General features: G+C 43.3%; 20 protein-coding genes. 1 reads left to right on the forward strand and 19 read right to left on the reverse strand.

Annotation, left to right across the window (positions count from 1 at the left end):
- Positions 1–17: 17 nt before the first annotated feature.
- The gene (locus DXN05_RS15305; RefSeq protein ID WP_116848143.1) at positions 18–2873 is read right to left on the reverse strand and encodes an Ig-like domain-containing protein; all 2856 of its coding nucleotides are present in this window, start codon (positions 2871–2873) and stop codon (positions 18–20) included.
- Positions 2874–3323: 450 nt separating this feature from the next.
- On the reverse strand, positions 3324–4565 hold the full coding sequence (locus DXN05_RS15310; protein ID WP_116848144.1) for a WcaI family glycosyltransferase: 1242 nt from the start codon (positions 4563–4565) through the stop codon (positions 3324–3326).
- Between the two features lie 312 nt (positions 4566–4877).
- On the opposite strand from DXN05_RS15310, the gene DXN05_RS15315 reads away from it, so the two are divergent.
- Complete coding sequence (locus DXN05_RS15315) at positions 4878–6503, forward strand: DUF1800 domain-containing protein (RefSeq protein WP_116848145.1); 1626 nt, start codon at positions 4878–4880, stop codon at positions 6501–6503.
- Here DXN05_RS15315 and DXN05_RS15320 read toward each other — a convergent pair.
- Genes DXN05_RS15320 through DXN05_RS15400 form a run of 17 tightly spaced genes read right to left on the reverse strand, consistent with a single transcriptional unit; the run spans position 6496 to position 26189 of the window.
- On the reverse strand, positions 6496–7611 hold the full coding sequence (locus tag DXN05_RS15320; protein WP_116848146.1) for an acyltransferase family protein: 1116 nt from the start codon (positions 7609–7611) through the stop codon (positions 6496–6498). The two genes, DXN05_RS15315 and DXN05_RS15320, sit on opposite strands and share 8 nt — an antisense overlap.
- 24 nt (positions 7612–7635) lie before the next feature.
- Positions 7636–8778: an acyltransferase family protein gene (locus DXN05_RS15325; RefSeq protein WP_116848147.1), complete on the reverse strand. Its 1143-nt coding sequence runs from the start codon at positions 8776–8778 to the stop codon at positions 7636–7638.
- Positions 8779–8781: 3 nt separating this feature from the next.
- Entirely contained in the window at positions 8782–9651 is an 870-nt protein-coding gene (locus DXN05_RS15330; protein WP_116848148.1) for a glycosyltransferase family 2 protein, read from the reverse strand.
- A 27-nt stretch (positions 9652–9678) separates the two neighbouring features.
- On the reverse strand, positions 9679–10809 hold the full coding sequence (locus DXN05_RS15335) for an XrtY-associated glycosyltransferase XYAG1 (protein ID WP_116848149.1): 1131 nt from the start codon (positions 10807–10809) through the stop codon (positions 9679–9681).
- Between the two features lie 26 nt (positions 10810–10835).
- Positions 10836–12281 (reverse strand): hypothetical protein, encoded by a 1446-nt coding sequence (locus DXN05_RS15340; RefSeq protein ID WP_116848150.1) that lies wholly within the window; start codon positions 12279–12281, stop codon positions 10836–10838.
- A 4-nt stretch (positions 12282–12285) separates the two neighbouring features.
- Positions 12286–13269 carry an acyltransferase gene (locus DXN05_RS15345; RefSeq protein WP_147313934.1) on the reverse strand — a complete coding sequence of 328 codons (984 nt, stop codon included), beginning with the start codon at positions 13267–13269 and terminating at the stop codon, positions 12286–12288.
- A 19-nt stretch (positions 13270–13288) separates the two neighbouring features.
- Positions 13289–13840: a putative colanic acid biosynthesis acetyltransferase gene (locus DXN05_RS15350; RefSeq protein WP_116848152.1), complete on the reverse strand. Its 552-nt coding sequence runs from the start codon at positions 13838–13840 to the stop codon at positions 13289–13291.
- Positions 13841–13843: 3 nt separating this feature from the next.
- Entirely contained in the window at positions 13844–15346 is a 1503-nt protein-coding gene (locus DXN05_RS15355; RefSeq protein WP_158559270.1) for an MATE family efflux transporter, read from the reverse strand.
- Positions 15347–15356: 10 nt separating this feature from the next.
- Positions 15357–16340 carry a glycosyltransferase family 2 protein gene (locus DXN05_RS15360; protein WP_116848154.1) on the reverse strand — a complete coding sequence of 328 codons (984 nt, stop codon included), beginning with the start codon at positions 16338–16340 and terminating at the stop codon, positions 15357–15359.
- A gap of 13 nt (positions 16341–16353) precedes the next feature.
- Positions 16354–17421 carry an acyltransferase family protein gene (locus tag DXN05_RS15365; RefSeq protein ID WP_116848155.1) on the reverse strand — a complete coding sequence of 356 codons (1068 nt, stop codon included), beginning with the start codon at positions 17419–17421 and terminating at the stop codon, positions 16354–16356.
- A gap of 2 nt (positions 17422–17423) precedes the next feature.
- On the reverse strand, positions 17424–18380 hold the full coding sequence (locus tag DXN05_RS15370) for a glycosyltransferase (RefSeq protein WP_116848156.1): 957 nt from the start codon (positions 18378–18380) through the stop codon (positions 17424–17426).
- A 10-nt stretch (positions 18381–18390) separates the two neighbouring features.
- A complete protein-coding gene (locus tag DXN05_RS15375) occupies positions 18391–19476 on the reverse strand; it encodes a CgeB family protein (protein ID WP_116848157.1) in 1086 nt (361 codons plus the stop codon).
- A 22-nt stretch (positions 19477–19498) separates the two neighbouring features.
- Complete coding sequence (locus tag DXN05_RS15380; protein ID WP_116848158.1) at positions 19499–20674, reverse strand: glycosyltransferase family 4 protein; 1176 nt, start codon at positions 20672–20674, stop codon at positions 19499–19501.
- A gap of 10 nt (positions 20675–20684) precedes the next feature.
- On the reverse strand, positions 20685–21815 hold the full coding sequence (locus tag DXN05_RS15385; protein WP_116848159.1) for a glycosyltransferase family 4 protein: 1131 nt from the start codon (positions 21813–21815) through the stop codon (positions 20685–20687).
- Positions 21816–21834: 19 nt separating this feature from the next.
- Positions 21835–22932: a GDP-mannose 4,6-dehydratase gene (gene gmd, locus DXN05_RS15390; protein ID WP_116848160.1), complete on the reverse strand. Its 1098-nt coding sequence runs from the start codon at positions 22930–22932 to the stop codon at positions 21835–21837.
- 33 nt (positions 22933–22965) lie between these two features.
- Positions 22966–25368 (reverse strand): GumC family protein, encoded by a 2403-nt coding sequence (locus DXN05_RS15395; protein WP_116848161.1) that lies wholly within the window; start codon positions 25366–25368, stop codon positions 22966–22968.
- Positions 25369–25373: 5 nt separating this feature from the next.
- Complete coding sequence (locus DXN05_RS15400; protein ID WP_116848162.1) at positions 25374–26189, reverse strand: polysaccharide biosynthesis/export family protein; 816 nt, start codon at positions 26187–26189, stop codon at positions 25374–25376.
- Positions 26190–26213 lie beyond the last annotated feature (24 nt).

A 26213-nucleotide genomic window follows, 5' to 3' on the forward strand; every position in this document is an offset into this window, starting at 1 on the left:
ACCTGCATCCGGCATTTTTATCTTACCAGGGTAAGCATACCACGCCGCTGCACCGATGTGCCGGCAGCATCCAGTCCCTGCGCTACCCATATATATGTTTCATTGGGCTGTTGTGCACCTTTGTAAGTGCCATCCCAGCCTTTACTTACAGCATCTGCACTCTGGAATACCAGGTTACCCCAGCGATTGTACACACTGAATATCTGCAGCTTGAAAACACCTACCACAATGGGTTTGATAATATCGTTCACCCCGTCGCCATTAGGTGTAAACGCACGCGGTACATAAATATCCGGCCTGGTAAACTGAACCAATGCAGGACTTCCGTTTTTAATATCCCTGGTACCCGCTGCGGCAACAATGTTTACACTGCCGTCTGTTGTACTGTTGATCAGGATATAAGCGTCACCACTTACATCGGTAGGCACCGGCTGCGGCGTAATAATCCTGCCCTGTCCTTTTGATATATTAAAGTACACCGGCACAAAACGCATCAGGTTACCATCCTGGTCAACCACGTGTGCCTTTACGCTCGTATTCGACATACCATCTGCCATTGCCCTGGGAATAACCACCTGCAGCAATGTTTCAGGATTATCCGTATCGGGAATATTTACAAAGTATACTGCAGCCGGGCTGCCATGAATAATGTTTACGGCTATTTCATTGATAACAATGTTGGCGGTAACATCAACCTTTCCTGCTGCCAGGCTGGTTAAATCGATAAACGCATTACCATTGGCATCGGTATAGATAATGTTGTTGTTGTTGGCAAATATTGAACGGCCGGCTGTGTCTGTTTTATTGAAGTTTACCGGAACATTCGCCACCACATTACCCCAGGCATCTACAACGTGTACTTTTACCCGCGTAATATCGAGCCCGTTAGCCGTAGCATTATCAATTACGGGAATAATATAAGTAGAATCGTTGTTTATATCCGGTGTACCTGAAACAAAATACAATGGTACCGGTATGGTAGGATAGCCGTGTTTGATGGCCTGTTGTGCAGCACCGATCAATACAGTGGCAGAAAGATCAGCTTCGCCGATGGCAGCACTTTTTACACCTGCATAAGCATTGCCATACCTGTCGGTTACAGCAGTAGCGCCGGTGGTGAAAGAAGCCTTGCCTGTTTTATCTACAAAAGAAAAAGTTACTGTTTGACCGGAAACAGGGTTGCCCAGTTTGTCAACAATATGTGCTACAGCGCTGGTTGCATCGGTATTGTTGGCCAGGGCGGTAGTGATAATGCCTTTGAGATAGGTGCTGTCATTGTCAAGATCCGGCGGGCCAGGCAGGAATATAATCCTGGCATCATTGTCATTACACACCTTAATCACGCTGCCGTTTACAGTGGCAAACAAATCGAGCGTACCTGCCTTATAGCTAACAATGTTCAGTGTGGCGGCGCCATTGGCATCGGTTTTAATAACCGGGCCATTCAGGAAATGTACAAGGTTGTTTTGAAGTACATAAAACGATACATCAACACCGCTGATCAGGTGATCGTATTGATCTTTCAGCACCACAGTAGCAGACACCACGCTGGTGCCATCTGCCTGTTGTGATGCCGCAGAAAGCGTAAAGGTTGTTTTGCCGCAAGAGCCACCTGTGCTGGGATTGGTGGGACCTGTACCACCACCAGGATCAGTGCCACCACCAGGATCAGTGCCACCACCAGGATTCGTTCCGCCACCAGGAGGATTTGTACCACCACCGGGATTCGTTCCGCCGCCAGGAGGGTTTGTGCCACCACCGGGATTCGTTCCACCACCAGGAGGGTTTGTGCCATCACCGGGATTCGTTCCGCCGCCAGGAGGGTTTGTGCCACCACCGGGATTCGTTCCGCCGCCAGGAGGGTTTGTACCACCACCGGGGTTCGTTCCGCCACCAGGAGGGTTTGTGCCACCACCGGGATTCGTTCCGCCACCAGGAGGATTGGTTCCACCACCGGGGTTTGTGCCACCACCGGGAGGATTGGTTCCACCGTCACCGGGATTAGAGCCTGGGGGCACATCGCCGCCACCTGAACCCACATCCGGCTTATCAGCCACAAAAGCCCAGTTATCTGTAGCACCAATAGGAATATTGTTCACCGTAGCAGCAAGTGATAAGGTAACAACTTTCTTATTGGTCTGCGTAAATTGAACAATACCCTGGCTGTTGGTATAATTAACGGTACCACTTCCATCAGCTCCATCGCTCGTTGAAAAGCTCACAGGCACATTCACCAGTGGGTTTCCATTAGCATCTACCAGCCGCACTTCAGCAATATCCGTAGCCTGGCCATTGGCAATGGCATTGTTGCTGATTATCGCGAAACTGCTCTTTGTTACATCAACAATATTGGTGAAGGTAATTGGAATGGGCGTACCGCCGTTTGCACTGGTGCCGTTCACATTTGCGCTGATGTTTACTATACCCGGTGTTGTGCTGCTGTAGGCCACATAAGCGTAACCGTTTGCATCAGTAGCAGCATCATTCTTTATAATGGTTACATTGCCTGAAGGACTTGCGCTGAATGTAACCGGAACGCCCGCAACAGGATTGCCGCTGGCGTCTGTTACACGTACATGCAACTTTATCTGTCCTACACCATCTGCAGTATTTACAGCATATAAACCATCGTATACAAACGTGACATTGTTTGCGTAAAACAGGTCGTCATCAGCAACCTTAGCAACAGCTTCCTCCTGCTGCTCGGCAGGTGAAACATGATCTGCTGCATCGGTTTGTGCAGTTGCCAGGTTAGCGCAACCAAAAAAGAATATAAACAATAATGCCGCAAGACCTGACATACGCAGCTTACGGAGCGAAAACAAACACTCGATATATTGTTTTGTCCCTTTTTCTTTAATGGAAATAACCATAAAATTGGGAATTAAGTTTAGGGTTTTCAATCACTGTTTACTCAATCACACTGCTTTCTTTTTGGTTATTCAAATATGGATAAATGGATTATTACTTCTCTGTATTTACATAGGTTACAGCACCGGCATATTTGATGTACAAACAAGCCGCAGCAAGGCTTTAATGCCTGTGCATTTGCTATATTCGAACCGTACCTCTTAAAAATAAAATGGAAAATGGTGGCGAGGAGACGGGTTAGGGTAATCTGGAGCAAACTGGTCAGTTCATAGTTTAAGGGTTTATTTCATCAATAGCATAACAGCTATATTATTCAACAATTTCACCCTTTTCACAATAAGTCGATGTAACTTATATCAACACACGTAGGCAGGCAAGGGTTCAGGTATCTTCAGGGTATAACTAAAATTAATAAACCAAAAGTAAATATTATTTTTTAATTAAAGCAATTTTTAGGCAGAAGTAATGTAGGAACTCAGTACATTATCGATAGAAAGATACTTTTCAGCGTAATTACGGGCATTTGTATGGATAGCTGTATGGTTACTTTCAATTGCTGTTTGAACACCTTTCTGAAGCGCTGCTGAGTTTTCTGCTTCGGTTAAAATACCGATCTGGTGCTTGTTTACCAGCTCATACAAACTGCAGTCAGGATTCGCCGTAACCACCGCAAGCCCGCCTACTGCAAGGATGGTGGTTAGTTTGGAAGGCATTACCAGGTCGCTTGCCTGTGCTTTCTGAATAACCAGGTGCACATCGGCCATGTTCAGAAATGCATTGAACTTATCAAACGGCTGCAAGGGAAAAAAGATCACATTGTTCACATTCAGCTGTTCTGCCAGTTTCTGCAGTTTTTCCTTATACGGTCCTGAGCCGCATATCAGGAATTTTAAACCTTGTGTAGCACGCATTTGTGCAGCCACCTGTATAATTGCTTCCAGTCCCTGCTTCTCTCCTATTGCGCCGGAGTACAGCACTATTTTATCAGCAGGTGCAAAGCCAAAAGATTGTTTCAGCGCGGCCTTGTCTTCCAGCGGATGAAACAATGAAATATCTACCCAGTTAGGGAAAAAGGTCACTTCCTTTTTTACCTTCTCGCGTATCTTTTTGATCATGCCATCTGAAATACTGCTAACTGTATCGGCCCTGTCAAGAATATATTTTTCTACGCTGAACAGTGTTTTTACCACCTTCTCTGAGCGGATCATTTTTAAATCACGCGCAGCCTCTATCTGCAGGTCCTGTATATGATAAAAGAATTTTGCCTTGCGCAAACGCTTATACAGTACCGCCAGTAACCCAAGATGAAATGGCGGCACTACGGTGATCACCATATCATACTTCTTACCAGGGATCAGTTGCAGCAGCTTTACAAAAGAAGAAAGGCTGAATGAAAAATCGAGCATCATACGCTTTACCCCGCTCGGGTTGGCAGGCACATAATGCGGGCAACGGTATATCTTCACTTTGGTACCGCCTTCGGTTAGGGCATCCCTTACCTCGCTTTTGTACCAGAACCAGCGCCTGTCATAGGGTTGCTGCACTTTCCAATGCGGGTAGTATGGAAAGGTGGTAATAACCGTGCACTCATGTCCCTGCTTTGCCAGCCAGTCAATCATTTCACCATTGTATTTACCTATCCCGGTTGTTTCAGGATAAAAATTACCTCCCACAAGCAGTATGCGTTTTTTCATTATTATGGATTTAGGGACATTCGTTTGAGATAAAGTAATAAGGCGGACTATGCAGGTGAAGACATGTTTTGCAAAACAGCCCGGGCCCAAAAGTGAAATAGCATCGCCGGCAATGCGGCAATACCTTTAACACCGTCTAACGACTTAAAATATTTCAACTTCATGATTCTGCTTTTTAAAGGATTGGATTTAACTAATTGGCGAGCGACCTGTCAAACAAAGTAAATGCAAAAATAAAAGACCTCAAATTTTTATACGCAATAAGAATGAATCTATCTTTAATCCAATCAACCATTCAATATTTAAACCTTTATGGGATCACCTAGCAAAGCAGTAACCAGCGGACTGAAGCCCTACCAGGGCCCATGGGATCATGATACAGTACAGCATCTTCTTAAAAGAACCATGTTTGGCGCAACGCAGGAAGATATCCATTATTTCATGGCAAAAGGGATGCATGATAGCTTACAGGAACTGATTTACACGAACGAAGCGTTACCTGGCCCACCGCTCAATGCCTACAGCTATGGCGGTAAAAACAATGACCCGGATGTGCCTTTTGGCAGAACCTGGATTGATGCACCCACCTATACCGGTGATCAGAACAACCCAAATGGTTTAAGACGCAACTCGTTTCAATCATGGTGGTTTGAGCTAATGTTTTTCCAGCGACGCACCATCCGTGAAAAAATGGTGCTCTTCTGGCACAATCATTTTGCAACCGAAACAAGGATTATTCAAAAGGCCATTTTTTGCTACCAGTACAACCAGCTGCTGCGAACACATGCATTGGCTAATTTCAGGGTATTCCTGAAAGTGATTACCTGCAATCCTGCTATGCTGTATTACCTGAATGGCGATAGCAACACCAATGTATCTCCCAATGAAAACTATGGGCGCGAGTTGCAGGAACTGTTTGCCATTGGCAAAGGCCCAGGCTCGCATTATACAGAATCAGATATCAAAGAAGCAGCCCGTGTGCTAACCGGCTGGATTATAGATTACAGAACCAATGCTGCCACTACCCAGTTTGTTTCCTATAAACACGATAACGGCGACAAACATTTTTCTTCATTTTACGGGAACAAAGTGATCAAAGGGCAAAAGGGCCCGGACGGTGAAAAGGAAACAGATGAATTGCTCGACATGATCTGCGCACAACACGAAGTTGCCCTGTTTATTTGCCGGAAGCTTTATCGTTTTTTTATTTACCACGAGATAGACAGTGTTACTGAAAAAAACATCATCGCGCCATTGGCTGCCATTTTCAGGAAAAACAATTATAATATACAACCTGTATTGCTGGCGCTTTTTTCAAGCGAGCATTTCTTTGACAAAGCCAACAGAGGCGGGATAATCAAAAGCCCGGCAGACTTTACCATCGGACTTTTGCGTGAATGCCGTGTTCCTATTCCGACTGATCTTGCCGGCAGGTACAATGTATTGTACAACCTGCAATCAGCCTGTGCACTGCAGCAGCAGCAATTGGGACAGCCGCCGAATGTGGCAGGATGGCCAGCCTACTACCAGGCACCGGAATATGATAAATTGTGGATCAACTCTGTTACATTGCCTGCACGCAACCAGTTTGTTGAAAAAATTGTATCCACGGGCATCAAAGAAAACAACTTTGTAACCAAAATAGATGTACTGAAGCTTACACAAACACTGTCTGATCCGGGCGACCCCAACAGCCTGATTGCAGAGCTTGCCCAATACTTTTTCATTAACGGACTGCCGGCAGAGCAGCAGGACTATGTTAAAAGCAAGATTCTGCTGGGCAACCTGCAGAGCGGCACCGCTGATCATTACTGGACGCAGGCCTGGGAACGCCTGCAGCAGCAACCTTCAGACACCGCCAACACCAAGGATGTGCAAAGCAAACTGGAAGAACTGTATAAATATTTACTGCGCATGCCTAACTATCACCTTATCTGAAAGATTGCTGCAGGCCGGCAGTATTGTTGCGCTTACTGCCGGTTTGCAGCATTTTACGTACCCGTGGGTACACCTGCAATTCTATGATATACGAAAACCCGAACAGCAGCAGTAAAGCCACCAGCGATCTTAACAGCGGGTTACCGATAAACTGCAGGTACACCGGATTAACAGCAATAAAGTAATGCGCGATATACAGCACATAGGAAACAGACGAGAATATGGTAAAAGGCCCGAATATACGGTTAAACCCTATCCATTTTAACCGGTGCCAGCCAATAGCAATTGCCAGGCTCAACGCGGTAAAAGAAAAATGTCTTAGTTCGAGCAGCGGCGTTCTTCCGGGAGACAGTTCTGCGCCGGCCATATAGCCCAGCCAATAACTATATAGCCCAATGATGACACCAGGTACAGCAACCATAACAAACAAGTGCCACGCCTTACTAAAACTTACAGCACCTTTAATATACAGCCTTGCCAGTTCTACACCACACCACCATATTCCCAGGTAAAGCAAGATACGGTTAACAAAAAACGGGTAAAAAAGGTACGTTACAACAGCCAATGCAACCAACGCGAAAACAAACCTGAATTGCTTTGCAGCAGGCACATAACGGTAAATGCCATAGTAAATCATATAAAACCACCACTCATAGGCCAGCGACCACAGCGGTGAATTGTCCATATAAGGGCTAAACAATACATGCGCCCTGGCAGCAGGCAGATCCTGCAGCATCAAACAGTTGCCTGCAAGTGTAAGCCAATCCGCACTAAGTAATTGCGAAGCTTCCCATGACTTTACCAGGTAACTGCATAAAAATATAATGAAAAGCGGAATATAAATGCGGAAAAAACGTTTCGCAAAGTAGTCTGCAAAAGATTTGTCTGTTGACCTCGTAAATGAATATTCAATAACAAATCCTGACAACAGGAAAAAAATGATCACCGCTTCCTGTCCAAATCCAAAGAGAGACGACAAGCGCAATCCATGGAACCTGAAATTCTTGTATGCAAATGTGCTGCTTTGACAAACATGATGCATTATTACATACAATGCAGCAAAACCGCGCAATGCATCAAGTTTGTGAAGCTTTGAAATTTTAGCCATTCCTGATTTTATTTTGACCAATCTTTATGATATACCGGGTGCCAGCTTTTCTTGCCTTCTTTCCCTGCTTTGCGTATACCATTTAAGTATTGCGTTTTTTGCAGGCATTTCGTACAGGTAATATACAACTGTAGCAAACAGGATGAGTATACACGCGTACCCGGTAAATCCGCTAATATGTGCAAATGCATGATGCAGAATCGGCACTCCGGTAAAGTGCGTAACAAAAAACCACACAGGCAACTGGAAGATGTACACTCCGTAACTGATTTCACCCAGGAAAATAAATGGCCGGGCAGACAGCAGGCGTAATAACAGGCCTTCCAGCTTGCAAAGGCTTACCACAAAAATGAAATACAAAGGCGTTAGCATTCCTGATGCAATAAGCGGGCTGTCGCCGGGAATATGATGCAGGAAGTATAAGATGCTCGCCAGTGATGCCAGCAATACTGCAGCCACAAGGTATTGGTTAAAAGACCTTGCCTGTAAATAGCGGATATAAATGATGCCGCATACATTACCAGCCAGGAAAATGGTGTATTTAAAAAGCGGATGCCCGTAAACAGTGCTGATAAGCATATGCACCAGCTTGCCTGATTGCAAAGGCATCAGGTACTGGTTCATAAACAATGCAACTGCAACGTTGAGCAGGAACAATCCCGTTACCTGCAGCACCAGCTTTTTTAACGGCGTATACCACAACCAGGCAAGTGTGAAAGGAAACAGGAAATAGAACAGGAACTCGCAGGATACAGACCAGCCGGGTGAATTAATGGAACCTGCATATACCCAGCGTTGCAGGCCCAGTACTTCCATTGGAAACCTCGATGGTATGGATGGTATGGAAAAAGCTACAAAATAATGATAACAAACCATTATAAGAAGCGCCAGGACATATACCGGGTATATGCGTGCAATACGCTTTATCCAGAAATCTACTTTTGAAAACTGTTTCAGATTTGCATTGTTCTGCAGGTAACGCTGACAAGACAGAAGCATTACAAAGCCGGAGATAAAAAAGAAGTAATTCACTGCTTCTCCCCATTTGGTGATATCAGCATAGGTCGCTTTATACCAGACCGGTGCGGAGTGATACGCCAGTACCATGCAGGCTGCTATAAAGCGGGTTAAATACAAAGGTGAAGTTGAAGAAACAGAAGACTGCATACATTATTTTTTTTCGGATCTCTTTAAACCAGCCATACGCAACTCAAGCATCTTGGCATCTACCAGAAAGCGATACCAGAAACCTTGCAGGAAATGAAACACCAGCCCTGCCTTGCCATCCAGGAACCCTAGCAGCAGGATATACCGGAAGAAAAAATAACATAGCGGCCGAACAAACAGGGGAATACGGCTGTACGCCTTTTCCTTCAGCCATCTTTTCCTTGAAAACTGTTCACCCGTAAGGCTGGCAGCAACATTTGCTGCAGCTGTAGAGCGATTCTGAATATCTACAAGATCAAGTACTTCCCTGTTGGCGTAATTGTTCTGCTTCTGGGTCCACCAGGTGAGGTTATTAAGATTATGATCAACCATATCATATTGCAGGTGCGCAATGTTACCTTTTGACAGCACTACGTGTTCATCCATCCAGCGCTCTTCCAGTTTACCGTATCCGTTGCGCCATACACGCAAAAGCCTGTGCGGATAGAAACCACCGCGCTTTATCCATTTGCCCAGGAATATTACCCGGCGTTTGATAATGAAGCCACCCGTTTCGGAAGGTGTTGCAGGCAGCGTACGGTTAATTTCATCGATCAGCTCATCCGTAAGGTATTCATCCGCATCCATACGCATTAACCATTCAGTATCGAATGTGCAGTTTTCAAGCGCCCAGTTAAATTGTATAGAGTGGCTGCCCGGCCATGGATTTTCGTACACCTTTGCACCCAGCGATGTGGCTATTGCACAGGTTTTATCTGTTGAACAGCTGTCGATGAGTACAATGTGACTGCTTATTTTCTGAAGATTGCGGATGCATCTTTCTATATGCAGTTCCTCGTTATAGGTAAGAATAATAACAGTTACCAAGCTCATGCCTGTAAGGGTTGATAGGTTTAATGTTTACGCCTTGTATAGATCAATATAATGCTGTACCAGCACCTCTGCGTTGAAATCGCGTGCAATAACTGCAGGCGCCCGGTGCCTGATATCATTCCTGTTTGCAGTATCTGACACAGCCTGCTCCAGGCTTGCCTTGATCTGCTGTACATCTACACCGCATACCCAGCCCAGGTTATTGGCCTCAACATAATTGCTCAGACCCACCATATCAGTAATAAGCACAGGCGTACCCACAGAGAGCGATTCAATGATAATATTGGCAAAGTTTTCATTGTACGAGGTCAATGCAAGTAAATCGTGCGAACGTATCAGCGAAAACTTGTTTTCATATACAGGACCACACCATTTAACCTTGTGCTGCAGCTGATATTCAGCAGCCAGCTGCTGTAACGATGCCAGGTAAGTTTCTTCTGACGGCCCTACAATATTCAGTTCGAACGGAAAGGTAACCAGCTGCAATGCCTGCAATAGCAATTCAATGCCCTTTTTACGATCTATCCGGCTTAAGAACAAAATGCGAACCGGCTTGTTAAAAGATGCCGGAGAGAGGCTGGCAGCAACCGGTATATTTACAAAATTGAAGATCTCGGTTACACTGCTTCCGGGAAAAAGCGCTGCAACTTCATTAGATTCCGCACCTGAAGTTGCATGGAACTTTGTCTTTGACAGATATGGCTTGCCGACAAAACGGTGAATCCATTTTTTAACAATAGAATGGTTCGTGTCCTGCGTGTAAGTACTCAGCATGCCGCGGGGAGAAAACACCGGCCTTACACCTCTCTTTGCACAGATAAGCAATGAAAATACACTTACCAGGTTCCACCAGGAGTGAATGTGTACGGCATCAAACCCACGCACATGTTTCCATAAGTACCTGAGCAGCTGTGGCGAAAAATGTGTATGATCCTTGGTAATGCGTTTGCAGTAAATCACCTTTACTCCATCTACCACCTGCACCTCGCCGGGTTTAACAGGCAATTCTTCCGTGCCGTTAGCAGTGGTGGTTAGTACCGTTACATCATGCTCCTGTTTTACCAATGCCTCGCATAATGCCGAGCAAGAGTACATTGGCCCTCCGTACACATATGCGGGCTTGTACGACGGAATTATGTGCAATATTTTCAATGCCATGCTATTTATCCTCTTCTGCGTTACTGTTATTTTTTTAGAAATAGTTTCAGTGTGATATACCCCACAATGAAACCCCTGCAAATAGATATCATGTAAAAAGAGAACTCTGTAATCTGGTAGTTGGGAATAAGATTGGCCAGATAAATGATGAGGCCTGCTTTTCCATATGAATAGATCAGCTCACTGTGAAATTGCTGAATGACGCCTACCAGGAAGAATATGGGGATAATTACAATCACTGTCCCCCACCCCAGTAATTCAAAACCTATACAGGAAATATCCACGGCTGCGGTAGCATCAGGCGGCTTGCCAAATACCTTCACGTTGGTAACTGTACCGAGATTGTTTTCCGGTTTATTGCCCCATACCGCCTTCGGCACAAAAAGCATCATCGGGAAAAAGTAGATACGCTCCTGTATCCTGTATTCAGGAATGGTGCCTTTCTGGTGAAAATACTGAAAGGCCAGTGCGGCAGCTCCTGTGAGATTGGTTCTGTTGATTACCTGGATAAAAGTAGATTCATCTTTGTTATTACGCCCCAGCTCTTCTTTATTTTCTTGTGCCAGCGCGTATGCATTGAGAATATCGGTAACGGAATATTTATCTATATCATCGTTGTAAACCTGTTGCCTGAAGGGTTGTACAAATGTGTAGGCAGCTTCAATAGACACAACAACCATGATCATATACCAGTAATTGATTTTCCGGTGTACATAGAAATAACTGAAGGCCATGTATACAAATGGCATGAACAGCTGGCTTTTAAAACCTGCCATTACCCCGAAAAATACTTCAACAATCAACAGTATAATCAGCAAAGATTTTTTCTTTCCGAGTGAGAAATAGTGTATCCCAATCAAAAAGAAACACACATCACTCAAGGCTGTAATAATCTTTAAAATCCCCTTAACGTCCTGGTATTTTGCAAGTGCATCGGAGTTTCCGGTAATGCCATAAATGCCCATCGAGATCATAAGCAGCTTTACCAGCACTGCGGTGATATACAAACAAAAAACCGTTCTTATCCTGATGTTGTTTGTCTCATTCAGTTTTTTCATCAGCCTCGATTTGGCCAGCCACTCCCGCATAGCGATTTGCCAAGGTATGTAGCTGCAACCGGCCCACATGGTCAGATGGGCGATAATAGACCAGAAAAGTGCCTCATTTCCATATAAAAAACCAGATTGTCCCACATAATCGTTAAGCCAGCTGCTTGGCGGTGGCCCATCCTGCCATGAAATAAAGGCAAGATCAGTGATACCAAAACTAAGCGTGAAAAAGATGAAAGAAGCAAGCACAGTGGGATGCAGAAACGCGCTCTTTCCTTTTTTCCTGTACAGGCGCCAGGAAAAATGAATGCTGATAATAATATTCGTTATGCTGTATATAAAAAAGGTTACCTGCTCTGTAAAAAAATGACTGAACACCAGGTTAAACAACAAACATCCGATAATGTAAAAAACGAAGATCATAACGTTACTGGTTTTCACTCATTGAAACATACACAGGACGGCCAAACAACAAAGTGCTGATTTTAAACTGATCTGAAATTCTGGCTATAAATACCGACACTCCTACTGTGATAACACCAGCAACAACCAGGTAACTGATGCCGGTAGGATCTATTTTTAAAACAGCCGGGTAAAACAGGCGGCAAATATTCAGAAAAATGGGATGCACCAGCATCACCATCAGGGTGTTTTTACCAACAAAACACATATAGCGCTTAAACAGCGTGTTCTTTGTAAGATCGAACAAAGCGTATAAAACAGATATGGCAAGCAGTGTTATGGTAACGCCTTCCAGCGAATTGATGACAAGCTGTGGCAACCCGATGTAAATCACAATAACCATGGGCACAATCGCGAACCAGCTGGATTTTATTTCTATTTTATAGAATTGAAACGACATCCCAATTAATAAAAACATGCTGTCTGCAAAACGAACCCTTGGGATAACAAGCGACACCAGCCAGTAACAGAGGCCGGTTACAGCAAGTACGTTTACTTTATTTGAACCCAGGAAATGGTTTACTGCAAGAGCAATAATTAAACCTATGGTAATGGTATGCAGATACCAGTAAGCGCCTGACGGGTCGAATGTAATTTTATATAATAAACCCGTCACCGAAAGATCGTTAAATGAATTAGCAAACTGCAATCCGAGCTTACTGCAGATAAAAAGACTTAGCAGGTAAATTGTTTCAAAAATAGCATAAGGTATAAACACTCTCCTTGCCACATTGGCGATCTGTATTTTCCAGTTTTTCCCGAAGCCGGCAAAAGCGCCGCTGAATATCAGGAACACAGGCATATGAAAAGCGTAAACAGCAGCTGTAATACTTTGCATGGCTGTTGTTAAATTACCTACATAGTGAATATGAAAAATCACCATCAGGTAAATCAGTATTCCTTTTGCAAAATCAACGTTTTCGTATCTAGCCACCGTTTCTGCTTGCATAGTTTGTTTCATTTTGCGTTTAAATACGTGATTTAACCGGTTTTGCAGGGTTGCCAATACAAATCATGCAGGCAGGCATATCCTTGTAAACACTGCTCCTGGCCCCTACTACAGCGCCCATGCCAATTGTAACACCCGGTGCCACAAAAACATCTGTAGCCAGCCACGCTTCATTTTCTATGACAATAGGTTTAGCATATATGTCAAATGCTACCGCCTGGTAATCATGTGAACCGGTACATATATAAGAACGCTGCGACACTACTACATTATCGCCTATTGTAATTGGTCCCAGTGTATACAACACCACCTCATCGCCTACCCAGGAATAGTTGCCGATTGTGAGCTTCCAGGGATAAGTGATATTACAGGAAGGACGGATTAATACTTTCTTGCCTATCTGCGCGCCGAACAAGCGCAACAGCCATCTCCTGAATCCAAACATAAACTGCGGAGATGTTCTGAAAAAGAAAAACCATGTTAGCCACCATAATTGCACCATCCATCCTGGCCGGCCCCTAAAATCTGCCGGCTGAGAAAACGCAGAAAGCTGCTGAATCTTTTTGTCCATAGTTTACTTTTTCCTGACAAGTGATATTAAACGCTTCCGAACATCAGCATCAAGTCCTTTCCATTGCAGCAAACTGATGCTTATGGTTGTTATAAACCCTATCGCAAATATGAATACTTTAAGGCCCGGCCATACCAACTGCGCAAACAATACGGCACCCAGCAAAATAATCTGCAGTATTGACAGCAGGCGCATTTTATTCTGCAAAATGTTTGCTTTGAGGCCAAGTAATTTATATACAAAATTGGCTGGCAAATAGCCCGAGCTCACTACTTCTGCAGCCAGCATCGATACACCCAAACCGCTTAAACCAAAATACTTCAGCAACAAAATGCTAAACCCGTACGTAAGGATAAACCTGCAGATGGTTATGATTAAAACAGATTTCAATTCATTGATACTGGTTAAAACCGTAACAAAAGATTTCCCGGAATTAACCACTGCTATACTAAGTAAAATCGTATACAATAGCACCGGGTTAAATGGCAGTTTTCCTTTTGTCCACCAGGTGTATATGAACTCGAGAAAAGGAAGGATCAGTATAACCGGTACATTAATAATCAGGCCTGTGATAAACCAGTTCGCCTCTATGGTGGCGATGATTTTTTCCTTTTCCCCCTTCACGTAATAACGTACCAACTCCGGAGCCAGCGGGTTAAGCATCAGATTAGACACCTGCATAAATGTATTACCAACAGTACGCACTGTAGTAAACACCGGAACAACAAGCAGGCCGGCAGTATGTGAAACAAGCAGGATGAGGCCGTTGGTATTGAACTGTTCAATAAAACCGTTAAATGTGAGTACAACCGATTTCTTCAGGTTATTAAACCCGGCTTTCCACGAACCATCTTTCCACCATGGAAAAAAATCAGGCATAATTCTACGTATTACAATAAATGTATACGCGTTGTAAACAAACCAGGTAGAAGCTACCACAATGCAAAGCTGGTTGATAGACAATTTAAGATACACGCCCACCAATATTGCTACCAGTTCACCAACCTTAATAAGCAAACCAAAATAGTTGGTAACACTATATTTTCCAACCGGGTAAAGCATCCTGGTAATCAATCCCCCTACACTACCGGTTAAGAGCCACATGATCAAAAAAGCAATGATCCCGTCAGATACATGGTATTGTTGCAGATCAATTCCTACCGCACTTTTATGATAACCACATAAACAGATAACCACATAAACAAGCAATTCAAATACACCGAGCAGTAAAGCCACCCGAACACTGGACCCCAGCAAACCCGAAGCCGCACGCTTATCGCTGTGATAAAGCTTCGAAAACTCGTTTCCTATATAGTTCTGATGCCCCAGGTCAAGTGTACGCATCAGCGTGATAAATGCATACAAAGTAAGCCATACACTGTATTTCTCACTTCCCCAGTATTGCAGGAAAACAGGCACAAGCACAATGGACTGCACAAATGTTAAAACAAAAAGTATAAATGCCGGGATATAGCTCGCCATAGCCCTATGCGCTAAAGTTTTCACCTGCTAATGTTTAAATCTTTTTCTTCAGTTTCAAAATTCCACCCAATGCTTTTATATAAGCGCGTCTTGCCACATTTACATAAAACGGCGGGTATGCTATACGAAGACCGGGAAATACATCATTGTCTTTTTTAAATTCTTCAATAATATTTTCATAGTCAACATACCAGATGTCTTCCCACCAATATTTCCTGGAACCCTGTTCGGTGAAAAATGCAAGCAGCTGCTTATTGTAATTATTCAGCTCCGTAGAAGTGAATTGTTCGATGTCAATCTGCTCATCCCTGAAGCGCTTTAACCATTGCTCAGGAAACGTTTTAATCATCTTTTCAGCACCACGACGCTGTAATGCTCTGGAATATTTCCTGTACCGCAACTGCAGTGATGATGTTGCATTATTTTTTTCAATAACACTGTACAAACGCTGACGTGACTTATATTCCTTTCCACGAACCTGTGCATAGTGCATGAAAGTGATGCCGTTTGCATTATACGTTTTATCAGAAGGCGGGAGACGCGAGCTATGTATCTTTTTACCCTTATGTGTTGCACCATCATCAATATACCCCAGGTAAAAATATTCAGGATAATCAAGGTATTCTCTAAACCCCGGAAGAATATCAGGTTTCTTCATCATAATGCGGGTGCCCGGCTGCTGCGCTGCTATATTGACCCATTCTGTGTGCCCGATGCTATCTGCAGTAATCAATTCATCTGCGTCCAGGGCAAGCAGCAACATTTTACCTTTCACTTGTTCCCTTGCTTTATTAATCAACAAATGCTGCCGGTATTCCTCATCATATTCCGGCGTATCATTCAGTACATATAAAGCCTTGGAAAAGCGTTCAGTAATTTCCTTCGTATTATCGGTAGAAAGCTGATCAGCTACAATGATCAAATCTGCAAAAAGAGACGTTACCTGTAAAAATCGCTCCAGTATCCATGCTTCATTTTTAACCGGAGTTAATACGACTATTGTAGTATCGTTTATCATGAAAAGTAGGGGTTTAAACTGCCAGCTTTAATTTGGCATTTCTTGTAAGTAACCATTGCCTTCTCTTATCTTCAAAATATTTATCTACAAATGCACTGATCACATAAGTAAGCGCTATGCAGATAATTAAATAACCCAGGAGATACATGCCTGTTGCCAAATAAGATTTTCCTTTCGCCAGCCGTAAGCAGATCAGGTTTAAAGGCCAATGGAGCAGGTAAATAACATATGACATGGAAGAATACAGGCCGTCTTTTTTTGCAGGTTTAAGTCGTACATTCCTGGTTACATAGGGAATGGTACAACAGGTTAAAACCGATACAAGTACTTCGTGATAATTAAATCCAAACAGCACTGCATCTCTGTTAAGCATATAATTATTGCGTACAAATGGCACCAGGTAATTCGCCAGCACAAGCGCTCCTGCTAACACCAGTCCGGCAATAGCCGTTTTTTCAGAACAATAAATATTAAGCAGGTAAATAGCTGCTCCAATCAGGAAATAAGGAAGATAAAAGAAGAAATAACCATTAGCCTGAAAGCTTTCAGGCAGTCTGTACAGTATTATCCATAAGGCCACTGAAATGACCAATACACTAATAATATTGATTTTCCTGGCTAATAGAAGCAGCAAGGGAGCAACAATGTAAAACTGTAATTCTACGTCAAGCGACCATGCCGACCCTATATACCGTATGCCGATAGTGTTAAGTCCGAATACAAAAAAATTCTTCGTAGCAATTTCTGCAATATTAAGATGCATCAAACTATTGTAGCCATAAGACGGATCTTTAAATAAGCAAAACAGTACTACTGCCGCGAATAACACCAGCCAGTAAACGGGCATCAGGCGAAAAAGCCGGCTACGCAAATAAACGCTGTAACCATCCTCGTACTGACTATATTTTTCATTAAACATTTTAAAAATCCAGTACCCGCTCAATACAAAAAAGACATATACAGCATAATGACCGATACCTAAAAAGCTCGCCATGTGCATGTGGTAAACAACAACTATAAAGGCCAGCAACAGCCTGAACTTTCCCGGACTTATTGCGTTTAACAGCTTACTAAATTCCATTGCTAATTATTGATATTAGGATAAATAGGGTAATCAGCTGCTCTTTGTTTTACTATTCTGTAGCGCAGGTATTTAAACCATAATTCCGTAATACTGAATGTACCGGTAAATACAGGCAATACTGCACGGGCCTGTGCCCATTTTCTCCGCAAAACAAACATTACGAGTAAATGCAGGTTATAAATTCCCACGGTACGCTGTACATAAGATACAGCATGGTTCTGCAAAGGACCGGATGGGTAACGGGCGATTAGCTGCGTATTAATTTTAAAAAGCTGTTCGGTACGTTTAAGATCTTTTGTGCCCAATACGGCACTTGCCCTTTTACTGTGTGTGCGCACCTTACACAAAACCTGTTCGTTATAACAAATATCCCAGCTGTCAGACAGGCGAAACCAGTATTCAAAATCACCGGCATAATGATATGCCGCATCAAATGGCCCTGTTTGCTCCCATGCTTTACGTGTTAACATTACAGGTGAAAGATTGCCGGGGAAACAACCGAACGCAGTAAAATACTGGTAGGCAACCTCACGGCCAATAACCTGTGGAAGCGGATTTACACGGGCTGTCGGGTTATTGAAAACAGCACCGGATTCATTAATTGACAATTTCCGGCAAAACACCATTCCAGCCTCGGGGTGTTGCTGCAACAAGGCAACCTGCGCAGCAAGCATGCCGGGTTCCATGATATCATCCTGGTTGAATATCTGGATATAATTTCTGCTGCTATGCTGAATTGCATTATTCAGGTTCTGAAATATTCCACGCTCGCCCTGGTTAACAATATATTTTATCCTGGAATCAGTAAATCCTGCTACAATCTGCCTGGTCTCATCAGTTGAATTATCATCAGAAATAACCAATTCAAATTCGCCTTCTGTTTGATTGCAGATGGATTGAATGCAATCGTACAAATAAGCTGCGCCGTTATAAACAGGCATTACAACAGATATCATTCTTACTTATTTATATCTTATTTATGTCTTGGGTAACCAGGTGTTCTTCTGTAACGGCTGTTATCTTTTTAAGGATGTTTTCCAGCCTGCTTAAATGATCATATCCGCTTGCATAACTGCGTTTGTATCCCGCTTCAGCAATGTCTTCCCGCTCTGCCGGGTGCTGCAGATAGTAGTCTATCTTGTTTAACAGTTCTTCTTTGGTGTCAAAAAAAACAGCTTCTTTCCCTTCTTCAAAGAATTGCTCATGCAGGGGTGTCCGTTGTGCAAGCATAAATGTTTTGCAGGCCGGTATTTCAAAAGTCCTGCTGTCTTGCTGATCGCGGTTGCCCTGTCGCAGAAAATGTAATGCAATTGACAAGCCGCTCAGCGATTTCGCATACTCATCTCCGTACACAGCAGCACCTGCATAACAGGGTGCTATCGTTGCCCAATGATTTTTGCCGAGCCAGTCGCTTCCAATCACTTTTACCTTAATGCCTTTTTCGATGAGATAAGCAATATATTCTGCACGCTGTTCTTCATAAGTTCCAATAAAGCCAACCTCATGCCTGTATTTATTGCGCTCTTCTTTCGAAGAAAACGCGTACGGCCTGGCCCATTGAGGATCGAATGAACGAAAACAAAAATCAACGTTAACAGCGCCGATATTCTTAAGCTCCTGGACATTTTGCGGGCGCTGTACAAACACCCAATCCAAACGCCTGCATGACTGTAAAAAGATTTTCCATCCGCGTGTAAATTCGCCAAAAGGATCATCTATAAGTAAACTCATCAATACCGTACCGGGATGCGTTTTTTTGGCATAAGCAAGACTAGATGCAGTAATATAACTACGGTTATCAATCCATATAATATCATACTTCTGCTCACTGACCTTTTTTTTGAAAGCTTTATTAAGGCTGCGTATGCCCGGGCCAATTTGCAAATGATAGTGTAACCGGGTAAATAAACCTGAAGCATAGATATGCGGCACTATGTCAATGGCATCTACCGTATCTACGAGCTTCTCCAGCTGAAGCATGCGCCTGTAACAATTACCTGTTTTCGACAGGTTTCCCACATAGAGTATTTTGCTGTTTTTATATGCCTGCATATTTATCCGTTTTACTCAGCCACTAAACTACATGTGCTTTAAGCGTGCTATAAATTGTCTTGTAACTATACTTATCTACGATTTTCAATGATTTTTCCCTGAACGCCGCTTCGTCTTTTTCCAGTGCGGTTAACAACCGTTGCAACTTGTTGCTCAAATCATCTACAGAACCTGTTTTAAATACAAACCCGTTGGCTCCTTCCTGCACAAGATCTATAGAGCAGCCCGTAGTTTCGGAAATAAGCAGAGACAATCCAAAATTCATTGCCTCGTTTACAGAAAGCCCCCAGGTTTCCCCGATGGTAGAACACATAACAAATACATCACCGAGTGTATAGTAGCGGGCTATTTCCGACTGGTTGATGAAACCTGTCAGTATCACTCTTTTTGATTCATGTGCCTGCAATAATTTTTCCATTTCACCGCGCAGCTCTCCCTCGCCTACCATGATGAGCCAAACACCTGGTTTGTTCAATTGCAGGAAGGCGTTGATAATATCCAGCGGTCTTTTTTTGGCAATGTATTTGCCTGAATAAATGATCACTTTATCACCTGCTGGTATGCCCTTGCTTTCTTTCAACAGTATTTTCTGTGGAGCCAATGTTGCCGCTTCTGCCTGGAAACGCATATTGTCTACGCTATACGGGCAAAAGAACAAACGATTTTCAGCTATACCATAGCTCTCATAAAAACGCTTGTTCTGCGTTCCTATATACAGGAACTTATGTATTCTTGGAAACAGCAGGTATTTCAATCCCATGCGCTTGATCCGCTGTTTAATTCCTGCTTTCATTAATTCCTGGTTGTAAGGCATTTCACTTCGTAAACACACTTCATGCCCCATCAGTTTGGCAAGCATTAATACCAGGAAATGTGTGCAATACGCCCAGCCATGCACCACTATAATAGCTTTGGGTTCTTTCCTCAGTTGCCTGATTATACCCAGATTTATCAACCCAAAAAAACCGTTGAAATGTGACGGTTTCCAGGAATGGTTTTTAAAAAAACGGGAAGCATATCCCTCCAGCAATGGTATATCCCACTTCACTTTAACGCCAAATCCCTTGTCGTCAATACCCTTGATACTGGCATCTGAGCAATACCATGCCTCTACGGGAACATCCTGTTGAGCCAGGTATTTATACAGCGGTGCAAAATACTGTATGGGGTGAGAGTTGATAAAGATTATCTTTTTCATGCTGTTATTTCTATTTCATCTCCCTGATAGATGTCAACAATCTTTGCTTAAATGCCGGGAAACCGAATTGATTAAATACTTCCTGCTGCAACGCCCTGCCAGTTTTATGCGAATCTTTTCCGGAGTATTCAAGCGCATGCACCAGGGCTCTCCTGATTGCATTCTTGTCATCGGGATCGATTAATTGTCCAAACCTGCCATTCTGCAGTGCATCAACACTGCCGTCTTTATTGCCGGCAACTACCGGCAAACCACACATCATGGCTTCAATAAATACAATGCCGAATCCCTCCTTCTTACTGGGCATTGCAAAACAATCTGCCAGCAGGTAATGGTCCATTATTTCTTCATCCGGCACAAAGCCCGTCAGTATTACACGGTCCTGTATACCATGCTTTACTGTCAGCTCGTTTATACGCTGTAATTCTGCTGCTTCAGCCTTACCAATCAGCATATATTTTATACCGGGATGAATTGCACTCAGCGATGGCAGTATTTCAAGCAATGTATCATACCCCTTAAACTTTTCGGTCACCTTTAAACGTGCTACCGAAACAATCAGGGGGTTGTCAGCATTCAGCTGGTAGCGTTGAAGCAATTGTACAGGCTTGTTAAAATTCTCGGGCAGCGCCAGGAAAGGATCAACTGTGTTATAAAAAACTTCAATTTTGGAAGCATCAACCTTTTGCAGGTGAACCAGTTTGTCAATATTATAATGACTAACGGTTAAAATTTTGTGACACCGTTGCAGCAGTTTTCTCTTTACCGCATCAAGAGGGGTCCAGATATCAATGCCGTGTGTTATCACCACAATACGGGCTGCAGGCCGTACCAAACGCACCAGTATACCAAGAAATGCAAGATTTACATGTGCGATGTACACGATGTCGGCCGATAAGGCTTCTTTTAATACTGCGCTAATAAAAGCAGTCTTTCTCCTGCTGAAATAACGGTAGGCCTGTGCCGGGAAATATTTACTGTTCTCATTTTCGTCGTACAGGGAAAAAGCCTGCACCTGCATATCCGCTTCATCCTGCAGTTCGTGCAATGCCTTTAGAAAACACCGGTTAAATTTTTCTATGCCTCCTGTTTGGGTAAATGTGCCAAGCGATACAAAAAGCACCTTTCTCTTCTTTGCCATTGCGCTGTTTATCCCGGAACTATCCGATTAAATGTTCCATTTGTGTTATTCCTGACTTCCTGAATGTAATGATATCTGCAGCAACCATTTCTTTAACCATTGCAGCCAGATCATACTCAGGTTCCCATCCCAGCTTTTGTTTCGCTTTTGACGGGTCACCGATCAAAAGATCAACTTCAGTTGGCCTGAAGTATGCAGCATCAACAGATACCACTTCCTTACCCGGCTCAAGCATAAACTCGCTATTGCTGCATGATACTACATAACCGCGTTCATTTACGCCTTCGCCCTTGAATGCTACTTCAATTCCGGCTTCAGCAAAAGCCATTTTTACAAAATCGCGCACCGAGGTAGTAATACCGGTTGCTATCACAAAATCTTCCGGCTTCTCCTGCTGCAAAATCATCCACATAGCCCTCACATAATCCTTGGCATGTCCCCAATCGCGTTTAGCATCCATGTTACCCAGGTAAAGTTTATCCTGCATGCCCAGCGCAATGGCAGCCACTGCCCTGGTAATTTTCCTGGTAACAAAAGTTTCACCGCGCAACGGGCTTTCATGGTTAAACAGGATGCCGTTGCATGCGTACATGCCGTAGGCTTCGCGATAGTTCACCACAATCCAGTAGGCATATAATTTTGCAACAGCATAAGGACTGCGCGGATAAAAAGGAGTAGTTTCCCTTTGAGGGATTTCCTGCACCAGGCCATACAATTCAGAAGTAGAAGCATGATAAATCTTCGTCTTCTTTGTAAGTCCAAGAATGCGCAAGGCTTCAAGAATACGCAGTGTTCCGATACCATCAGCATTGGCGGTGTATTCGGGCGTATCGAAACTTACCTTTACATGGCTCATGGCGGCCAGGTTGTATATTTCGTCTGGCTGGGTTTCAGCTATTATCCTGATGAGGTTCGTTGAATCTGTAAGATCGCCGTAATGAAGTTTAAAACGCACATTTTTATCGTGCGGATCCTGGTATAAGTGATCAATACGATCGGTATTAATCAAAGAAGACCTTCTTTTAATACCATGAACCATATATCCTTTTTCAAGCAATAATTCGGCAAGATAAGCTCCATCTTGTCCATTCACACCGGTGATCAATGCGATTTTCATGTATTGTTGCGTTTATAATTGTAAAATATTGAACTAATCCTGATTCGCTTTTCTCTTCTTTTTTTCTTTCTTGTCTTTGTTATCGTCCTGGTCATAAGCATAACCATAGTAGTCGTACGTATAATTATAGTTATAGCTATTATATCCCTTTTTAAACCGGATATCATTCACTACTATATTAAGCTTGCACATGGTTTTGCGGTTGTATATCTTTTCGATGAGTTGTAGCTGACGCTTATACGTATAGTGATGTCGAACCATGTACAGCGATACATTCGCATATTTGGCCAGCAATTGTGCATCAGTTACCAGGCCAGCCGGGCTGGAATCGATCACGATGTAATCATAATGCTTTTTTAACTCCTCGAACATCACTGCTACTTTGGGAAGCATCAGCAGTTCGGAAGGGTTTGGCGGTATCGGTCCGCTGCACAGTACATCCAGGTTTTCCTGTATACCTGATGGCTGTACCCATTGCTGCCAGTTCTGATCTTTTGACACCGTAAAATTACTGAAGCCCCTGACCTGCAAACCAAGATTCTCTGTAATCTTTGGCTTTCGCAAATCCATTTCCAGCAATATGACTTTCTTTTTAGCCATAGCAATGGCAATAGACAAGTTAATAGATAGAAAGGACTTACCTTCTCCGCTCATACTTGATGTAATCAGTATAACCTTATCTTCTTCTCCGGTAAGCACATATTCAAGATTGGTACGCAAGGCACGCAGTTGCTCTGATATAACTGATTTTGTTTTTGACGTTATGGCTACTACATTTTCATCATCATCATGATGTCCAATTTCAGCCAGTATTGGTGTGCGGGTAATATTCGTAATATCCTGCATCGAGGAAACACGGTTATTCAGGAATTCTTTCACATATGCGATGGCGAATGGTACCAGTAAACCAAGAATAAACCAGCCGATGACTATAAATTTCTTGTTGGGTTTGAATGGAAGAATATCAGCCTGTGCAGTATCAATAACCCGTGCATCTGCGATTGTAGACGATTTTGAGATTGCTGTCTCTTCTCTTTTTTTAAGCAGGAACAAATACAGCTCCTGTTTTATTTCCTGCTGGCGTGAATAGTCTAGAAAAATGCGCTCTTTAACAGGCACTTTGCTTATTTGAGATTCAAAACCTGATGTACGTTTCTTTAATTCACTGATGCTTGCACGGATACCGTTTTTAATCGACTGAATGCTGCTCATCAGGTCTTTCCGGAGATTCCGCAGCTGCTCGTCAACGGTTATGATAGAGGGGTGATCTGGCGTTTGGCTCATCAGCATTTTATCGCGCTGCAACTGTATATCGTTGTACCGTTGTACCAGTGCCACAAAACTCGGCTCTTGCATAACCAGTGAACTTGGCACTACACGGCTGTTGTTTTCATTCGCTGCAATAAACCGTTCCAATGATTCAACCACACTCAACTGAACCTCCTGCGCAGTCTCCTGTTTTGCAAAATCACTTGTATTCTCAAGCAGCAGCTTAGACTGTTCACTTATATCAGTTAACCTATTTGATGTTTTAAAGCCCTCAATGTCTTTTTCAATTACCGACAGCTCTTTAAACACCAGCCCTAACCGCTCGTCGATAAACTTGACCGTGCTATCGGCCATTCGATTTTTGTCGTTAACATTGGCCTGCATGTAAGCATCAATAAGTGTGTTAAGCACCTGCTCTCCGCGGTCGGGCAAACTCTCTTCAAGAGAAAGATTAATGATGGTTACCTGCTTGTTAGGTACAGCAACACCTAAAAGTCCACCGTACTGGCGTGCTGCGGCATCAATAGAGCCTACAGAGATTATAACAGATTGCGAAGGTTGCCAGCGGTCAAAACTCTCGCCAGGTAACAGTGCAATTACCGATGATCCGATATGCAATGAATCACCGAATAGTGCATTATATTGCTTTTCGTCCGCAGTTTTTAAGGTATAGCCGCTTCCATCCTTTTTGCGGATTACCGTATATGCGTCAGCCACTGGTCCTTTAGCCGAATCGTATGACAAAAACCTCAGTTTTACCGGCTTATTGTTATAGATTTCCGTTTTTTTAAGCTTCCCAGGCGCAAAATAACGAACGTTCAATTCAAGGCGGCGAACCACATCCTGCATCAGGGAACGGCTCTTCAATATTTCAACCTCGTTATCTACATTATTTTTATTCGATAAAAAACCGAGATCCTGCAGTACGCTTTCCTCCCCTACGCTGGACGAATTTTTACCGTCTTTCACCAATATTGATGCATGTATTTTATATGCAGGAGTGTTAACTACAAGACTTAGAAAAGCAAGAGCAAGACTAACTACAACTGAGACAAGTAACCAGGGCCAGAGTGCCACCAATTTTCCAATAAACTTTGTAAAAAACACCGAGCTGTCCTGTACTTTATCTTCCTGAACAGGCATATCGGCCGGAATAGTTTTTTGCATCTTGTTTAAAGTCTTGAAATGATGATAATTAATAATGAAATAACTGAAACGGCGATGGTAAGATTTCTTGCACGGTATGCATCAGTAGAAGCGATCTTAGCTTTGTTAGGCTCAACATATACCATATCTCCCTGGCTCAGATAAAAATAGGGGGACTGCACGGTTTGCGAAAGATTGTTCAGGTCTAGCCGCACTACTTTCTTGCTGCCAAGAGAATCACGGATAACCATTACATTTTCCCTTCTTCCGAAAATAGACAGATCCCCGGCCATGCTGATGGCGTCCAATACGCTTACCTTTTCGTTAGGCACCGTATAGGTACCGGGGCGCTGTACTTCCCCCAGCACCGAAACGCTGAAATTGGTGAAGCGTACATTTACAACCGGTGTTTTATAGTATTTGGCCACAATATTATGTATGGTATCGCGTGCCGCCGCGGTTGTTAACCCGCTTACTTTAATCTTTCCCACAATAGGCAATTCAATCAGCCCGTCCCTGTCTACCATAAAGCCGTTTACAGGCAGGCTTGCACCACCACCGGAAGAAGGCTGTACAGGAAATGCTGCACTGTTCGTGTTCGACAACACACTGTTTTCGCCCGGGTCAAGTGTTAAGATAGTTACCTGTAAAATATCGTTGCTCTGGATAACAGGGTCAACGAATTTCTTCACCTGGTTTTCATGAACCTTCAGGTATAACGAATCCGGCACGTCCTGGAAATAAGCAATTTTCTTATTGGTGCTGCATGCTACTGATAAGCTTGATATCACAATCCCGAGTAAAATAAATTGCAACGGGATTTTCCCTGAAAAAATGCGCATCTTGTATGTGTTTAAATGAAATAA

This window comes from Deminuibacter soli (assembly GCF_003412455.1).
Lineage (GTDB): Bacteria > Bacteroidota > Bacteroidia > Chitinophagales > Chitinophagaceae > Deminuibacter > Deminuibacter soli.

Bases quoted from the DNA above. Each gene is read 5' to 3' on its own strand.
- DXN05_RS15350 (WP_116848152.1), bottom strand. From the start codon at position 13,840: ATGGACAAAAAGATTCAGCAGCTTTCTGCGTTTTCTCAGCCGGCAGAT.
- DXN05_RS15325 (WP_116848147.1), bottom strand. From the start codon at position 8,778: ATGCAGTCTTCTGTTTCTTCAACTTCACCTTTGTATTTAACCCGCTTT.
- DXN05_RS15305 (WP_116848143.1), bottom strand. From the start codon at position 2,873: ATGGTTATTTCCATTAAAGAAAAAGGGACAAAACAATATATCGAGTGT.
- DXN05_RS15365 (WP_116848155.1), bottom strand. From the start codon at position 17,421: ATGGAATTTAGTAAGCTGTTAAACGCAATAAGTCCGGGAAAGTTCAGG.
- DXN05_RS15310 (WP_116848144.1), bottom strand. From the start codon at position 4,565: ATGAAAAAACGCATACTGCTTGTGGGAGGTAATTTTTATCCTGAAACA.
- DXN05_RS15380 (WP_116848158.1), bottom strand. From the start codon at position 20,674: ATGAAAAAGATAATCTTTATCAACTCTCACCCCATACAGTATTTTGCA.
- DXN05_RS15360 (WP_116848154.1), bottom strand. From the start codon at position 16,340: ATGATAAACGATACTACAATAGTCGTATTAACTCCGGTTAAAAATGAA.
- DXN05_RS15385 (WP_116848159.1), bottom strand. From the start codon at position 21,815: ATGGCAAAGAAGAGAAAGGTGCTTTTTGTATCGCTTGGCACATTTACC.
- DXN05_RS15315 (WP_116848145.1), top strand. From the start codon at position 4,878: ATGGGATCACCTAGCAAAGCAGTAACCAGCGGACTGAAGCCCTACCAG.
- DXN05_RS15370 (WP_116848156.1), bottom strand. From the start codon at position 18,380: ATGATATCTGTTGTAATGCCTGTTTATAACGGCGCAGCTTATTTGTAC.
- DXN05_RS15375 (WP_116848157.1), bottom strand. From the start codon at position 19,476: ATGCAGGCATATAAAAACAGCAAAATACTCTATGTGGGAAACCTGTCG.
- DXN05_RS15320 (WP_116848146.1), bottom strand. From the start codon at position 7,611: ATGGCTAAAATTTCAAAGCTTCACAAACTTGATGCATTGCGCGGTTTT.
- DXN05_RS15340 (WP_116848150.1), bottom strand. From the start codon at position 12,281: ATGATCTTCGTTTTTTACATTATCGGATGTTTGTTGTTTAACCTGGTG.
- DXN05_RS15400 (WP_116848162.1), bottom strand. From the start codon at position 26,189: ATGCGCATTTTTTCAGGGAAAATCCCGTTGCAATTTATTTTACTCGGG.
- DXN05_RS15395 (WP_116848161.1), bottom strand. From the start codon at position 25,368: ATGCAAAAAACTATTCCGGCCGATATGCCTGTTCAGGAAGATAAAGTA.
- DXN05_RS15345 (WP_147313934.1), bottom strand. From the start codon at position 13,269: ATGCAAGCAGAAACGGTGGCTAGATACGAAAACGTTGATTTTGCAAAA.
- DXN05_RS15335 (WP_116848149.1), bottom strand. From the start codon at position 10,809: ATGGCATTGAAAATATTGCACATAATTCCGTCGTACAAGCCCGCATAT.
- gmd (WP_116848160.1), bottom strand. From the start codon at position 22,932: ATGAAAATCGCATTGATCACCGGTGTGAATGGACAAGATGGAGCTTAT.
- DXN05_RS15330 (WP_116848148.1), bottom strand. From the start codon at position 9,651: ATGAGCTTGGTAACTGTTATTATTCTTACCTATAACGAGGAACTGCAT.